This is a genomic window from Limnochorda sp. L945t (genome assembly GCF_035593305.1).
Classification (GTDB): Bacteria; Bacillota; Limnochordia; order Limnochordales; family Geochordaceae; genus Carboxydichorda; species Carboxydichorda subterranea.
In genome coordinates this window covers 3,145,006-3,159,857 of record NZ_CP141615.1, presented here as the reverse complement: position 1 = coordinate 3,159,857, position 14,852 = coordinate 3,145,006, and the positions used below count along the sequence as shown (strand labels likewise).

Here is a 14,852-nt window from a genome sequence, read left to right as displayed (position 1 = left end):
CCACCCTGCCACACTGTTGCGACGCGCGGTCGCCAGGATGGTGTCGTGGAGGGCCCACACGCTCGGAGGCTCGGAAAGGCTGGCCCAGTCCCGGATGCAGTCGCGCAAGGGGGGACGCCGCTCACCCAGGAGCTTCCGAAAGGCCCCCTCGCGCACCCACCAGTCCAGCTCCATCAGCGACGGCACCCGCAGGGCCAAGCCGAAGAGGACGCCGCCGCCGATGACGGCACCCGGGATCTCCACCCGCTTTCGGTGACCCCACAGGCGGTGCAGATGCGGGCCCAGGCGGAAGGTAGATCCGGCGTACCTGACGAACTTGTATGGTCCTTCCCGGAAGGCCTCTCGTCCCGCGACCATGACGTAGTAGCCCGGGGGAGGGGGGCCGGGGGGAACCCCTGTGGATGGCTGTGGATAAGGGGATAAGTGTGGCTGGAAGGGCTCGCTTCAGCGACGGCTTACTCTGGCGGGGGCGGGACGAGGCGACCACTAGACGAATCAGGGCGTAGGCCCTTGACGGACAGAGCGTTTGCTTCCCGCCGGCTGCCAGGGCCCGATTACAGAGCATTGGCGAGCCCTCCGGCCCTCTTGGGCCGAGCGGCGGCGCCTCATCAGAGACAAGTTTGGAGCTGCAGCCGTCCGGGAGGCCCTTACCCGCCTGACATCTCAGCGCTATCGGGGGTATGAACATTGCCGACCTGGATGGTGGGGATCGACGTCGGGAGCAAGTCGGCCCACACGGCGCAGGTGCTTGACGACGAGCAGCGCCCGGTACGCAAGACGAAGTTTTCCCATGCCATCACCGAGCTCGAGAAGTTCCTGAACACGATGGTGAGCCAGGCGCCCCAGGGGACGGAGTTTCGGTTCGTGCTGGAGCCCAGCGGCGGGGTCTCCAAGATGCTGGCCTACTACCTGGTGGACCAGGGCCACGCGGTCTTCTGGGCCGGCGCGGAGCAAGTGAAGGCCATGCGGGCGGCCCTGGGCGACAAGCGGCGCAAGACCGACCGAACCGATGCGCTGGCGCTGGCGCATCTGGGAGCCCATCCGGAGCACCTCAACCGAGTGGTGCGCCCTACAGGCGCCCACTGGGAGGCGCTGCGTCGCGGGGTGAAGCTGGAACACAAGCTCGCCATGCTGCTCGGCAACGTGACCAAAGCGCTGAAAGCGGCCGTCGATGAGGCGGTCCCGGGCCTTCCAGCTGTTCTATCGGATCTCGACAGCCCGCTCACCAAAGCCGTCTACCTGCATTGGACCCATGCCAGCCGCCTGGCGCGCCAGACCCCGGAAGCCTTGGCCGAGGCGCTTGAGCGCCAGAGCGGGAAAAAGGTATCGCTCGGCCTGGCCCGCGAGCTCGTGCAACTGGGCCAGCAGGCGGTGGCGCTGGGCTGGATCCCGGCCGCTCCCGCCAGCGGGCTGGATACGGTCATCTCCACCGAGTGGAAGCTGTTGCAAACCATCCGCGATGCTTTGGAACGCGTGCAAGAGCGCAACTACGCCCTCTACCGGCTCCTGGATCCCGATGGCTCCGTGGAGAGCCTGCCCGGCGTCGGTCGGGTTGCGGCGCCGGCGTTCCTGGCGCTGGCTCCGCTGGTTCAGGTGCTGGTCCACAGCCGGCAGCTGCGGGACTATAGCGGGTGGGTGCCGCGGGTCGAGGCCTCGGGGCTGCGTAAGCGGCACGGCCGGATGAGCAAAGCCGGCCCATCGTGGCTGAAGCGGATCCTGTTTTTGGCCGCCGATCGCGCCCGCCATAGCGACCCACAGCTCGCGTTCATCTACTACCGGGCCATGGTGATGAAGGGGGCTCCCCATGCCAAAGCGGTGTGCGAGGTAGGCGTGCACTTGCTGGATCGGATCTTCACCGTGCTCAAAGAGCATCGCTCCTACGTACTCCGGAATCTGGAGGGGCAACCCATTACGGCGGCCCGGGCTCGCGCCCTGGCCCAGCAGTGGAAGGTACCCGAAGAGGTGCGCCAGCGACAGCGACGGCGCAACGCGGCCGCCTGAATAGCACAGGCGAGGGCTGGCATGACGCAAGAGGCATTCGGCGGACCGCTCCGCTGGTCCCCAACACTACCAGCCCCCGGTACTTAAACTGCCCACCCGAAGGAGGGCTGTCAATGCGGCGAACCTGTTCAGGCAGCGTCTCGGAGAGAGCTCGACCCCTTGACAATGACCTTAGAGCACTGTCGCAATCGCCGGCGGGAGGGGCAGTCTCCCATCGGCTGGAGCACCCCCTGGTTGTCCTTTCTGGTGACCGTCGGTGCGCCACCCGGGGGTGCTTGCCTTTTCCTGGAGGCCCGGACCGGGCCTTTCCAGCGAAAAAGAGAAAGAGCACCTGGAGCCCCTATTCCTGAGGATCTCGGCCCATCAGGCCTTCGACCGGGGTGGTTGAGCTATTGGCGCAGGCTCTGCATGTCCAAGGCTCGAACTTCTGGGACGCACTACTACCGTGGGGCTTACGCCGACTGCGTCCGGGCGTATGACGTGGCGGCATCCCTGGACTTCGGCGATCCGGGCTGCGTGGCGGCCACGGGGGAAAGCCAGCGTGGGGGCCTGTCCATCGCGGCCGCGGCACTTGAGCCACGCCTGGCCGCTCACGCGCCGGACAGCGCGTTCCTGTGCAACTTCGAACGGCCCGTCCAGATCAGCACGTCCGGCCCGTATCTCGAGATCGAGGCCTACCTGCGAAGGTGGCCGGAGAAGGAGGAGCAGGTCTTCGCGACGCTCTCCTACTTCGACGGCATGAACCTGGCGACCCTGATCAAGGCGCCCGGGTTCTGGTCGGTGGGCGCGAGCGACGACGTATGCCCGCCTTCCACGACCATGGCCGCCTTCAACCACGGGGGTGGGGAGAAAGAGGTCAGGCTCTACCGCTTCTGCTACCACGAGGTCCCAGAAACGCACGAGCTGGCGAAGATGCGGCGGCTGGCGGACAGGCTGGGCTGAGGGAGCCGTGGAGTCATCCCGGCCCGGCTCACAGCCTCGCTGAACGGGTCGCCGGATAGCGTGGCGACCCCTTCGGTGTGACATTGCTGCCAGCTGCCCGGGCACGGCACCGTGCAGAAAACATCAGATGCGAGCAACCCGGTAACATCTTCGGTCATGGCCCCGCGGAAGCCACCGGCCCCTGGATTCGGGCCGTTTCGCCTGAACAAGCCGACTGTTAGGTGCCGGGTCGAACGCGAAGCAACCAGAAGCGATCAGCAAACTCCATGGACAAACGCCGTCCCGGCTGGTGCCGAAGGCGCGGGCCTTCGGCGAGCGAAGGCAGCTCCACCTACGGTATCTTCTCGCGACAAGAAGGAGATCCGGGTGCCGGTGCCGAACCAAAGTGACCAGAAACTTGCGGAAAACGCCATGCCCGAACATCGCCATGACTGGGGGCTGGGTGCCACGGCTCTACGGGAGACGGTGGTGCCGGCGGAGCGCCGCCGCCGGATAGTCGAGTTTCTCCGGGCCAACCGGAGCGCCAAGAACGAAGAGCTGGCCGCGGCGCTGGGCGTTTCTGTGGCGACGGTGCGTCGCGACCTCGATTTCCTGGCGACCCAGGGCCTGGTGAGCCGCACCCACGGCGGGGCCGTGCTGCCCGAAAGCAGCACGGCGTATGAGCGACTCTATTCAGAGAAGAGGGTTTTGTTCCAGGACGAGAAACGCCGCATTGGGCAGGCAGCCGCCGCCATGGTGGCCGATGGCGAGACGATCATTCTGGACACGGGTTCCACCACCTTCCAGGTTGCCCACCACCTGGCCGGTCACAAGAACCTGACCATCATCACCAACGACCTCCTCATCGCGGCCATTCTCGAATTCGACCCGACCACCCAGCTGGTGGTAACCGGTGGTATCAGGCGTTCGGGGTTCAGCGTGTTGATCGGGCCGATCACCGAGGACCTGCTGCGTGGAGTGAAAGTGAACAAATCGTTTCTATCCGCGGACGCCGTCGACCTCACCCACGGCATCAGCAACGCCACCTTCGCTGAGGCGGCGACGAAGCGCCTGATCATCGAGGCGGCGCGGCAGGTCGTTCTGGTCGTTGACCACAGCAAGTTCGGTGGCATGGCCCTGGCAAAGGTAGCGGGACTCGAAAGGATCCACCACATCATCACGGATTCCGGCGTTTCGCCCGACGTACTGCAGGGCCTCGAACGCCTGGGCGTTCCGGTAACCGTCGTATAGGAAGAGGGGTGGTCGAGTGTCGACCGTGTTCAGGGAGCTCCTGGGTGTCGAGAAACCGATTATCGCCATGTGTCACTTCCCGCCCATGCCGGGTTCGCCGCTCTATGACGCACGGGCGGGGCTGGAGGGGATCAAGGAGTGGGTCGCCAGGGACATCCGGCATCTTCAGGATGGCGGAGTGGACGCCATCATGTTCTGCAACGAGGGGGACCGGCCCTACACATTGAAGGCTAGCCCGGCGACCCTCGCCACCATGGCGTCCGTCATCGGACAGCTCCGATCGGAGATACGGGTGCCCTTCGGGGTGGACGTGTTGTGGGACCCCGTAGCTGCGATCGCGCTCGCAAGTGCAACCGGTGCCAGATTCGTGCGGGAGGTCTTTACCGGCGTCTACTCCAGCGACATGGGGCTCTGGAACACCAACGCCGGGGAGAGCCTGCGTTTCCGGCGGAACATCGGGGCGGATCACGTGAAGCTCATCTTCAACATCAATGCCGAGTTCGCAGGGTTCCTGGGGCAGCGGCCTCTGCCTTTGATCGCCCAAAGCGTGGTGTTCTCCTCGTTGGCCGACGTCGTGGCGGTTTCTGGTACCATGACGGGCCAGGCGCCCCAGCTCCCCGACCTGGAGCTGGTGAAAAGAGCGGTGCCGGACACCCCGGTCGTGGCCAACACGGGAGTCCGTGCCGAAAACGTGCGGGAGATCCTTCAGGTCGCCGATGGGGTCATCGTTGGGACCGCGCTCAAGCAGGACGGAAACACCTGGAAGCCGGTCGACCCCGACAGGGTGAAGCGGTTCGTGGGAGCGGCGAGGGGATAAGGACATGCGACGCAAGTTTCGGGAGGTGGTGTGCTTCCTCAACCTGCAGGATACGTGTCTCCCTGATTGGGTTTGTTAGGGTGGCCGGATCTTCGTGAAAGAGGGTGCATCTGTGAAGAAAGGCATCGTGCCGGTGTTGGCATTGCTTCTCGTTACCGCCGTGGCCCAGGCGGCCGCAGCCAAGACCTATACCATCGCGACGGTTGTCAAGCTGAGCGGTGTGGGATGGTTCAACCGTATGGAAGAGGGGATCCGGAGGTTCGCGAAGGACCATCCGAACGTAAACGCCTTCCAGGTTGGCCCCGCGAAAGCGGACGCAGCCCTGCAGGTGCAGATGATCGAAGACCTCATTGCCCAGAAGGTCGATGCGATCTGCGTCGTCCCATTCTCCGTAGAGGCTCTCGAGCCGGTGCTGAAGAAGGCTATGGACAAGGGCATCGTGGTGATCACCCACGAGGCGGAGAACCAGCGCAACACCCATTGGGACATCGAAGCGTTCGATAACGCAGCGTATGGCGAGGAGTTCATCAAGGTGCTTGCCCAAAAGATGAACTATGAGGGCAAGTGGGCCGGGTTTGTCGGCAGCTTCACCTCGAAGTCGCACAACCAGTGGGTCGACGCCGCGGTTGCGTATGCCAAGAAGAACTACCCCAAGATGCAGTTCGTCGGCAAGTTTGAGGCCTATGACGACCAGCAAAGGGCTTACGAGAAGACGAAGGAGCTCCTGAAGGCGCATCCCGATCTCAAGGGCATTCAGGGCAGCGCTTCCACCGACCCGGCGGGAGCCGGGCTGGCCGTCGAGGAGATGGGCCTTCAGGGCAAGGTTCACGTGGTGGGGACCAGCATTCCCTCGGTCTCCGGCCAGTACGTGAGGAGCGGCGCGGTTGACATGATCGGCTTCTGGGACCCTGCGGACGCCGGCTACGCCATGAACCAGCTGGCGCTCATGGTCCTTGAGAAGCAGCCGATTAGAGCCGGGATCAACCTGGGTGTGAAGGGATACGAGAACCTCAAGCAGGACGGCAAGGTTCTCTACGGCCAGGCATGGGTTCATGTGACCAAAGAGAACCTTGACCAGTACAACTTCTAGACCGGAAGGGACATGAAACGGCGGCAGGGCAGCGGTGCGACGGCCACCGGCTGCCCGCCGCCTCCTGGCCGTCTCGAAAGGCTTCATCCAGGTGCCGCAGGCGGTCCCAGGGGGGAAGGGCAGCGAATGACGGGCGAGGTGCTCCTGGAGGCAAGGAACATCTATAAGTCCTTCGCCGGGGTGCAGGCTTTACGAGGCGTCAACCTGACCATCCGCCGGGGGGAGATTCGCTGCCTGGTCGGGGAGAATGGCTGTGGCAAGTCGACCCTCATCAAGATCGTCGCCGGCGTGTACGACCCCGACAGCGGGGTCATCCTCATCAACGGCAGGGCGTACAAACGGCTTACCCCAATCGGAGCCGTCCACGAAGGCATCCAGGTGATCTACCAGGACTTCTCCTTGTTCCCCAACCTCACGGCGGCTGAGAATATCGCTCTCAACCGGCAACTGTCGGAGGGTCGCCGTCTCGTGAACTGGAAGGAGATTCACCGCATTGCCCGGGAAGCCATCGAGCGCATTGGGGTCGAGATCGACCTGACGGCCAACGTTGAGGACCTGTCGGTGGCCAGCAAGCAGCTGATTGCGATCACGAGGGCCCTGCTCCAGGACGCCCGGCTCATCATCATGGACGAGCCGACAACGGCCCTGACACGCAAAGAGGTCAGTGCCCTCTTCCGCGTTGTGAAGGACCTCCAAGAGAAAGGCATCTCGGTCCTCTTCGTCAGCCACAAGCTGAACGAGGTTCTGGAGATCGCGGATAGGGTCACCGTCATGAGAAATGGCCAGGTGGTGGCCGACGGCGAGGCCTCGGAGTTTGACTGGGCGAAGCTTGCCTACCACATGACTGGCCGGGAGATCCGAGAGACCGCCTTCAGGGCGCCCAGTTCGGCACGAAGGGGGCACAGTCTCCTGCGAGTCGAGGGGCTTGGCCAGCGCGGCAGTTTCGCCGACGTCTCGTTTGCGTTGTATCCAGGGGAGGTTCTGGGCATCACCGGCCTTCTCGGATCCGGCCGGACGGAACTGGCCATGGCCCTCTTTGGCCTTCGTCCGCCCGACCGTGGGAAGGTGTACATCGATGAGAAGCCCGTCACCATCCGCAACGTGCAGGATGCCATTCAAAACGGCATCGGCTACGTGCCCGAGGACCGGCTGACACAGGGGCTTTTCCTGGTGCAGCCCATCGCCAAGAACGTCGTCGCCAGTGTGGTGGACCGCCTCACCAACCGGTGGCGGCTCCTGGACACGAGGAGGGCCGGGGCCGAGGTCGAGACCTGGCTTGCGAACTTGCGTGTCATGACGCCGTCTGCCCTGCTGCCGGTCCAGAGCCTGTCGGGCGGGAACCAGCAGCGCATCGTCCTTGCCAAGTGGCTGGCCACCGAACCCCGTATCCTGATCCTCAACGGCCCGACGGTGGGCGTAGACGTCGGCTCCAAGGCGGATATCCATGCTACCATCTTCAAGCTCGCTGAGCGGGGCATCGGGGTGCTGATCATCTCGGACGATATCCCGGAGCTCCTCCACACGTGCGGCCGGATTTTGGTGATGCGGAGGGGCCGGATCGTTGAGGAGCTCGAGTCGAGCCGCGTCAGTGAGAACGAACTGGCGCAGACGCTAACGGGAGCGTGACGCCTGCGTGATGCCCAGGGGATTTTTCAGGAAGACCGAGTTTGTCGTTGCTCTCACCATCGGCGCGCTCTGCCTCGTCATTGGAACGGTGAATCCCATCTTCTTCACGGTAGGCAACCTCTTCGACCTGGTGAGGAACAGCATTGTCCCGGGCATCTTCGCCCTCGGCGTCTTGATTGTCATCGCGTCGGGTGGGATCGACGTGTCCTTCACGGCGGTCGCAGCCTTCTCCATGTTCGTTACCGCGAAGGTGCTCGTTCCCTACCACTTTGAGGGTACGATCTTGCTCCCGTTTGCCATCTCGGCGACGATTGGGCTCGTTCTTGGACTCCTCAACGCCGTCTTCATCTCCTTCTTCAAACTCGATACGCTGATCGTAACGTTGGGCACGCAGAGCATGTACCGTGGCTTCATGCTGGCGTTCATCGGGGCCATGGAGATCACCAACCTACCCCCAGCCATGATCCGGTTTTCTCGCTTCTTCCTCGTGGAGGTGACGCAGAACCGGGCCACCTACGGCCTGCATTTCGGGATCGTGATCCTTGTCGTCGCGGCGATCCTTGTCTCGCTCCTCCTGCGGAAAACCATGCTGGGCCGGGGCATCTACGCGCTCGGAGGCGATCGGACCGCTGCCGAACGGGCTGGGTTCAACATTCGAGCGCTGCAGTTCTTCATATACGGTTTTGTCGGCTTTCTGGCAGGAGTGGGCGGCATCATCCACTCCTCGTTGGTGCGCACGGCGAGGCCCTTCGACCTGGTGGGGACCGAGCTCAACGTCATTGCGGCCGTTGTCTTGGGTGGGGCCCGGATCACGGGCGGTCACGGGAGCGTCGTGGGGACGCTTCTCGGGGTGACGCTGGTGGTCATCATCAACAACAGCTTGATTCTGCTCGGGATTTCGTCCTTCTGGCAACAGGTGGTGCTGGGTGCGCTCATCCTCCTGGGTACGGGCATCCCGACCTTGCAAGCCAGATTCCGGGCCAGGCGCGCCAGCGTTCTCGTGGCCGAAGAGGGAGCAGGGTGACGGAGAACCCTTATGATGAAGCAGGGTGCAGCGGAAGCGAGAGCAACAGGCTCCCAAAGGGGTGAGCGTCTCACCCCGCTCAGTTTCGTGGCCAGGGACGGCAATCTCATGCGCCTCCTGGCGATCACCGTGGTCGTTTTCGTGACGATGAGCCTGGTCCGGCCGGACCGCTTTTTCACTCCAGACAACTTCAGCTCGATGGCGTTCCAGTTCCCGGAGTTCGGCCTGCTGGCGATAGCCATGATGATCACGATGCTCACCGGCGGCATCGACCTGTCCATCGTGGGCATCGCCAATCTCTCGGGTATCCTGGCCGCCTTGACCCTGACACGGCTGATGCCACCCGACGCGGCAGGGATTCAGGTCGTCCTGTACAGCCTGCTGGCCGTTGCCATATCGCTCGTCACCGGTATCGCCTGCGGGCTCTTCAACGGCTTCTTGATTGGCTACGTCGGTATCGTGCCGATCCTGGCCACCCTGGGCACCATGCAGCTGTACACCGGCATTGCCATCGTCATCACCCAGGGCGCCGCCGTGTACGGCTTCCCCGATATCATCACGTTCCTCGGAAACGGAAGCCTCTGGATCTTCCCGGTGCCCTTCCTCATCTTCGGAGCGTTCGCTTTGGCCTTCTCCCTGCTTCTCAACAAGACGTCCTACGGGTTCAAGCTGTACCTGATGGGTACCAACCCGACCGCCGCGCGCTTTTCAGGCATCGACAACACCCTGATGCTGCTCAAAACGTATATGCTAAGCGGCTTGATGGCCGCGGTGGCGGGGTTCGTGGTGCTCGCCCGGACCAATTCCGCCAAGGCGGACTACGGTTCGTCGTATACGCTCCAAGCGATTCTGATTGCGGTGCTGGGCGGCGTCAATCCGTCCGGAGGCTTCGGAACGGTCCTGGGGCTCGTGCTGGCAATCCTTACCCTGCAGTTCCTCTCGAGCGGGTTTAACATGCTCCGGTTCAGCAACTTCTTCAAGGAGTTCATCTGGGGAGCCGTGCTTTTGGTGGTGATGGTCGTCAACTACGTCAGCAACACCCGGTCGAACCGAGAACAGGCACGCCGCCGGCGGGAGGCCGAAAGGCAAGCCGATGTGGCCCGAGGCGCCGAGTCTTCGGTCTGGCGGCCAGGCGCCCAAGATTAAGCTTCAGGGAAGGAGAATGCAGGATGAGAAAGCTCATCAATGCCCCGGCTCGGTTCGTCGACGAGATGTTGGAGGGCATCTACGCCGCGCATCCCGATCGGCTCACCTACGTCGCCGGCGACCTGCGGTGCCTCGTCACGACCCGGAAGAAGCAGGGCAAGGTGGCCCTCGCTACGGGTGGGGGGTCGGGACACCTGCCGCTCTTCCTGGGATACGTGGGCGACGGGATGCTCGACGGGTGCTCCGTGGGCGGTGTCTTCCAGTCTCCCAGCGCGGAGCAGATGCTCAACGTCACCAAGGCCATCCACGGCGGTGAGGGCGTGCTATACGTCTACGGCAACTACAGTGGCGACATCATGAACTTCGACATGGCGGCGGAGATGGCGGCCATGGAAGGGATCCGGGTGGAGACGGTCATTGGGGCCGACGACGTGGCATCCGCCCCCCGCGGGAGGGAAGACAAGCGCCGTGGGGTCGCGGGGATGTTCTACGTGTACAAGGTTGCCGGAGCGGCCGCTGAGGACGGAGCCCCTCTCGACGAGGTGAAGCGGCTTGCCCTGAAGGCCCGGGATAACGTGCGGACCATGGGCGTGGCGCTGTCGGCGTGTGTGATTCCGGAGATCGGGAGGCCCACCTTCGAACTCGACGAGGGTGAGATGGAGATCGGAATGGGCATCCACGGCGAGCCGGGAGTCAAGGGGAAGGCTCTACTCAAGCCCGCGGATGAGGTCGTCGACGAGATGGTCCGGCCGATCCTGGAGGACCTCCCGTTCCGAAGGGGAGACGAGGTCTCCGTGCTGGTGAACGGCCTTGGGGCGACGCCGAAAGAGGAGCTCTATGTGCTCTACCGCCGGATCTCCCAGATCCTGAGCGCCGAGGGCATCAAGGTTTGGCACACGTACGTCGGAGAGTTCGCTACCTCGATGGAGATGGCGGGGGCCTCGATTTCGCTCCTACGACTGGACGACGAGCTGAAGAAGTACCTCGCCAGGCCGGCCGACACGCCGTTTTTTGTGCAGGGCCAGCTATGATTGGGGAACCACCATGCAGACGTTGAGCGGACAGGACGTCAAGAACATCCTGGCTACCCTCGCTCTCCTGATGGAGCAGAAGAAGGATGAGCTGGGTCAGCTTGACCAGGCCATGGGGGACGGGGACCTTGGACTCACCATGAGCAAGGGCTTTCGAGCGGTTGCTGATGCGGTCGCGGGGATGCAGGAGACCGATGTCGGGCAGTTGCTAGGAAAGGCCGGCATGGTGATGGCCTCGACCGCGCCGTCCACGATGGGTACCTTGGTGGGCACGGGGTTCATGCGGGGCGCGAAGGCGGTGATGGGCAAGCAGGAAGTTTCCCTGGCCGACGTGGCGGCGATCATGGGCGCGTTTGTCGAAGGGATCGTCGCGCGGGGAAAGGCGAAGCCGGGGGACAAGACCATCCTGGACTCCCTGCACCCGGCGGCCGAAGCAGTGAAGGAAGCAGCCCGAAGCGGGCAAACGCTGGCCGAGGGCCTGGCCGCGGGCTACCGGGCGGCACAAGAGGGTCTCGAGGCCACCAAACGGATGGTTGCGCAGCACGGTAAGGCCGCCTGCTTCCAGGAGCAGACCCTGGGCAAGCCGGATCCCGGTGCCACGGTCGGAATGCTGCTCATGAAAGTCCTGGCCGAATACACCTCGCAGAGATGACCGAAAGGATACAACCCATGCAGCTTCAGGCGCTGTTGCGCGACATGGCGATGATCCCGGCCCTGTCCGGCCACGAGGAGCGGATGGCCCGGTACCTGCGGGACGCGATCGCCGCGTACGCTGACGAGGTTCAGGGGGATCCGGCCGGCAACGTCGTGGCGACTTTCAGGGGAACCGACCCACGAGCCCCGCGGGTGATGGTCTTCGCCCACATGGATCAGCTTGGTTTCGTCGTTCGTCGGATCGAGGACGACGGCTTCTTGCGGGTGGAGCGCCTGGGTGGGATTCCCGAGAAGATTCTGCCGGGTACGCCGGTCCTGGTGGAGACCGAGGATGGGGACACGGTGCCGGGGGTATTTGGCAACAAGTCCCATCACGCAACGCCGCCCGAGGAGAAGTACACGGTCACGCCTTACCGTGAGCTGTACGTGGACGTCGGCGCCACCAGTGCTGCGGAGGTCCGGGCCCTGGGAGTCGAGATCGGCTGTCCGGTGGTCTACGAGCCGAGGTTTCAGGTGCTCCAGGGGGGCCGCGTCTCTGGCACCTCGCTGGACGACCGTGGCGGATGCGCGGTTCTGGTCGGGCTGGCCGAACGGGTATCCCGGAGCCGCTCGGCGGCGACGCTGCATCTGGTAGGGTCCGTGCAGGAGGAGTTCAATTTGCGCGGGGCCATGCTGGCAGCCGCGGCCCTGCAACCTCAGGTGGCGATCTCCGTTGACGTGATGCTTGCCGGGGACACCCCCGACATGAAGGGCCATTCCGACCTGCGTCTTGGTGGTGGGCCGGTTCTCGGAATGTACAACTTCCACGGGCGAGGCACGCTGAACGGCACGATTCCCCACCCGCTCCTGGCCCGCCTCATCCGAGAGGCGGCGGGCCGGTTGGGAATGCCGCTCCAGCGTAGCGCCACCGTCGGGATTCTGACCGACGGGTCGTACGTGCAGTTGGTCGGCACGGGCATACCCAGCGTCGACCTGGGCTTTCCTGTGCGTTATACGCATACGCCGGTGGAAACGTGCCAGCTTTCCGACCTTGAGCAGTTGATCACGCTGCTCGAGGAAACCATTCGCTCTCTGGGGCCCGATCTCGATTGGGCCCGAGGGCTGCCCGGGGCGGGTCAGGCAGGGGCGGCGGGGACAGGTCGGGCGCCCGGGGGCGGGTGAGGCGTTGGAGGGGTCAGCGGGGCACAAGGGCTTGTCGGCAACAGGACGCCGGTGGGGCGGCTCGGGAGAGGTTGAGGAGCGAGGGCGCATGGCGCAGGGCTACCTCCTGGGGGTCGACATCGGAACGTACGAGTCCAAAGGGGTGCTTGCGACGACCGATGGACGAGTCGTGTGCACCCAGGTCAAATCCCACAATCTCTCCATTCCCCGCCCCGGGTGGGCGGAGCACGACGCGGAGCGGGATTGGTGGGGCGATTTCTGCTCGCTCACCCGAGGGCTCCTGGCGGAGTCGGGCGTCTCCCCGAGCTCAATCCTTGCCGTCGGATGTAGCGCTATCGGGCCGGACATGCTGCCCGTCGATGCGAGGTGCCGCCCGCTGCGTCCGGCGGTGCTCTATGGCATCGATACCCGTGCCACCAGGGAGATCGCGGACCTCGAGGCTCTCTTTGGGCGAGAGGCGATTTATCGGCGCTGCGGAACGGTCCTCTCCGCGCAGTCGGTGGGCCCCAAGATCCTGTGGCTCAAGCGCAACGAACCCGAGAACTATCGCAGGGCGCACAGGTTCGTGGGCGCCACCAGCTTCCTGGTGGCGCGGCTGACCGGGCGGTACGTGATTGACCATTACTCCTGCGCGAGTTTTGACCCGATGTATGACGCCGGGACGGGAAGGTGGGCAGAGGACCTGTGCCGTCCCATTGTGGAACCGGAGCGGCTACCCGAGATCGTGTGGACAACGGAGGTCGCCGGGAGCGTAACGAAGGAGGCGGCTGCGGAGACGGGCCTTGCCGCCGGAACACCCGTGATCGCGGGCACCATCGATGCCGCGGCGGAGGCCGTGAGCGTGGGCGTGGTCGCTCCCGGCCAGATGATGGTGATGTACGGATCGACCCTCTTCATGATCGAGGTGTTGGACCGCCGGCTCACCCACCCGCAACTGTGGTCGGCCCCATACCTCTTCCCTTCCAGGTACGCGATGATGGGGGGCATGGCCACGAGCGGGGCGCTCACGAAGTGGTTCCGGGACAACTTTGCCCGTGAACTCACCGAGCAAGAATCGAGGACCGGCCGAAATGCGTACGCGACCCTGGCTGCCGAGGCAAAGACCGTCCCGCCGGGGGCGGGGGGCCTGGTGGTGCTTCCTTACTTCAGCGGGGAACGTACACCCATCAACGATCCGCAGGCGCGAGGGCTCGTGTTCGGGCTCACGCTGGCCCACTCACGAGCACACGTGTACCGGGCGATGCTCGAGGCGGTCGGGTACGGTATCCGGCACCATCTCGAGGTCCTGGAGGACGCCGGCGCGGCTCCCCGGACGCTTCGTTCCGTGGGCGGCGGGACGAAGAACCCCCTGTGGCTTCAGATCGTGAGCGACATCTGCGGGAAGCCGCAGGAGGTGCCCGCCGTCACGACTGGTGCCGCATATGGAGACGCGTTTCTTGCGGGCCTGGGCGTGGGGGTGTTTTCGTCAGACGAGGCAATTCACACCTGGGTCCGTGATGTCTTGCGGGTGGAACCCGATCTTGCGAACACCGCCCGGTACCGGCCTCTCTATGAGCTGTACCTGGACCTCTATCGCCGTAACAAGGATGTGATGCACGCGCTGAGCCGCGTCCAGGTGACGTGCTAGCCGCGGATCCCGGCCGTTCGGTTGGGGGCTGGCGAAAGGGAGTAGCGGGGCGCCGCTTGGTCCCGTTTCGATGCCGATTGAAATGGCCGCTGGTGCCCGCGGGCCACGCCCCGGTTTTCCGCCGCGATGGCGCCGACCACGTGGCCGCGGTGCGAGCCGTGACCAGGCAGCCGGTCGTCAGCAATTTGAGGAACCGCGAGCGACTGACCACGCTCCTTTCGTTGTGACCCGGCGGATTCACCGCACCGAGGGTATGCTCGGGCACCGTGCCTGCGTCAAAAGACCACCCCATGTCGGCGCAGAGGCGTGCTGAAACCTCCACGCTCACGCCCGCACGGAGGCGGTGCTTCAGTTGAGACGGCCAGACGACCTGGGGTCCCATCCGGCACGGGTCCGCGACCAGACCTGGCCTCTCATCTTCCCCTGCACGCCACGACAACGTAGCACCGGCGCGCCCCGGGGGGAAACCGCCTAGCCCGAAGTTTCGATTTCCTCAACTCGCC

12 protein-coding genes are annotated in these 14,852 nt (G+C 64.4%); all 12 read left to right on the top strand.

Going from position 1 to position 14,852, the window contains the following annotated elements:
• The first annotated feature begins 687 nt into the window (after positions 1-687).
• Entirely contained in the window at positions 688-2,001 is a 1,314-nt protein-coding gene (locus U7230_RS14625) for an IS110 family transposase (protein ID WP_324716566.1), read from the top strand.
• Positions 2,002-2,409: 408 nt separating this feature from the next.
• Positions 2,410-2,943, top strand: coding sequence for an acetylxylan esterase (locus U7230_RS14620; RefSeq protein ID WP_324716565.1), 534 nt, complete (start codon positions 2,410-2,412; stop codon positions 2,941-2,943).
• A 366-nt stretch (positions 2,944-3,309) separates the two neighbouring features.
• Positions 3,310-4,173: a DeoR/GlpR family DNA-binding transcription regulator gene (locus tag U7230_RS14615; RefSeq protein ID WP_324716564.1), complete on the top strand. Its 864-nt coding sequence runs from the start codon at positions 3,310-3,312 to the stop codon at positions 4,171-4,173.
• A gap of 16 nt (positions 4,174-4,189) precedes the next feature.
• Positions 4,190-4,990: a BtpA/SgcQ family protein gene (locus U7230_RS14610; RefSeq protein ID WP_324716563.1), complete on the top strand. Its 801-nt coding sequence runs from the start codon at positions 4,190-4,192 to the stop codon at positions 4,988-4,990.
• A gap of 112 nt (positions 4,991-5,102) precedes the next feature.
• Entirely contained in the window at positions 5,103-6,080 is a 978-nt protein-coding gene (locus U7230_RS14605) for an autoinducer 2 ABC transporter substrate-binding protein (RefSeq protein WP_324716562.1), read from the top strand.
• 126 nt (positions 6,081-6,206) lie between these two features.
• Complete coding sequence (locus tag U7230_RS14600; RefSeq protein WP_324716561.1) at positions 6,207-7,706, top strand: sugar ABC transporter ATP-binding protein; 1,500 nt, start codon at positions 6,207-6,209, stop codon at positions 7,704-7,706.
• Between the two features lie 10 nt (positions 7,707-7,716).
• A complete protein-coding gene (locus tag U7230_RS14595) occupies positions 7,717-8,730 on the top strand; it encodes an ABC transporter permease (protein WP_324718259.1) in 1,014 nt (337 codons plus the stop codon).
• 108 nt (positions 8,731-8,838) lie between these two features.
• Positions 8,839-9,876, top strand: a complete 1,038-nt coding sequence (locus tag U7230_RS14590) for an ABC transporter permease (RefSeq protein WP_324716560.1) — start codon at positions 8,839-8,841, stop codon at positions 9,874-9,876.
• A gap of 23 nt (positions 9,877-9,899) precedes the next feature.
• The gene (locus U7230_RS14585) at positions 9,900-10,907 is read left to right on the top strand and encodes a dihydroxyacetone kinase subunit DhaK (RefSeq protein ID WP_324716559.1); all 1,008 of its coding nucleotides are present in this window, start codon (positions 9,900-9,902) and stop codon (positions 10,905-10,907) included.
• Positions 10,888-11,559, top strand: coding sequence for a dihydroxyacetone kinase subunit DhaL (gene dhaL, locus U7230_RS14580; protein ID WP_324716558.1), 672 nt, complete (start codon positions 10,888-10,890; stop codon positions 11,557-11,559). Before U7230_RS14585 ends, dhaL begins: the two co-directional genes overlap by 20 nt.
• Before the next feature lie 17 nt (positions 11,560-11,576).
• Positions 11,577-12,722, top strand: a complete 1,146-nt coding sequence (locus U7230_RS14575; protein WP_324716557.1) for a M42 family metallopeptidase — start codon at positions 11,577-11,579, stop codon at positions 12,720-12,722.
• Positions 12,723-12,810: 88 nt separating this feature from the next.
• Positions 12,811-14,349: an FGGY-family carbohydrate kinase gene (locus tag U7230_RS14570; RefSeq protein WP_324716556.1), complete on the top strand. Its 1,539-nt coding sequence runs from the start codon at positions 12,811-12,813 to the stop codon at positions 14,347-14,349.
• The last annotated feature ends 503 nt before the right edge of the window (positions 14,350-14,852 follow it).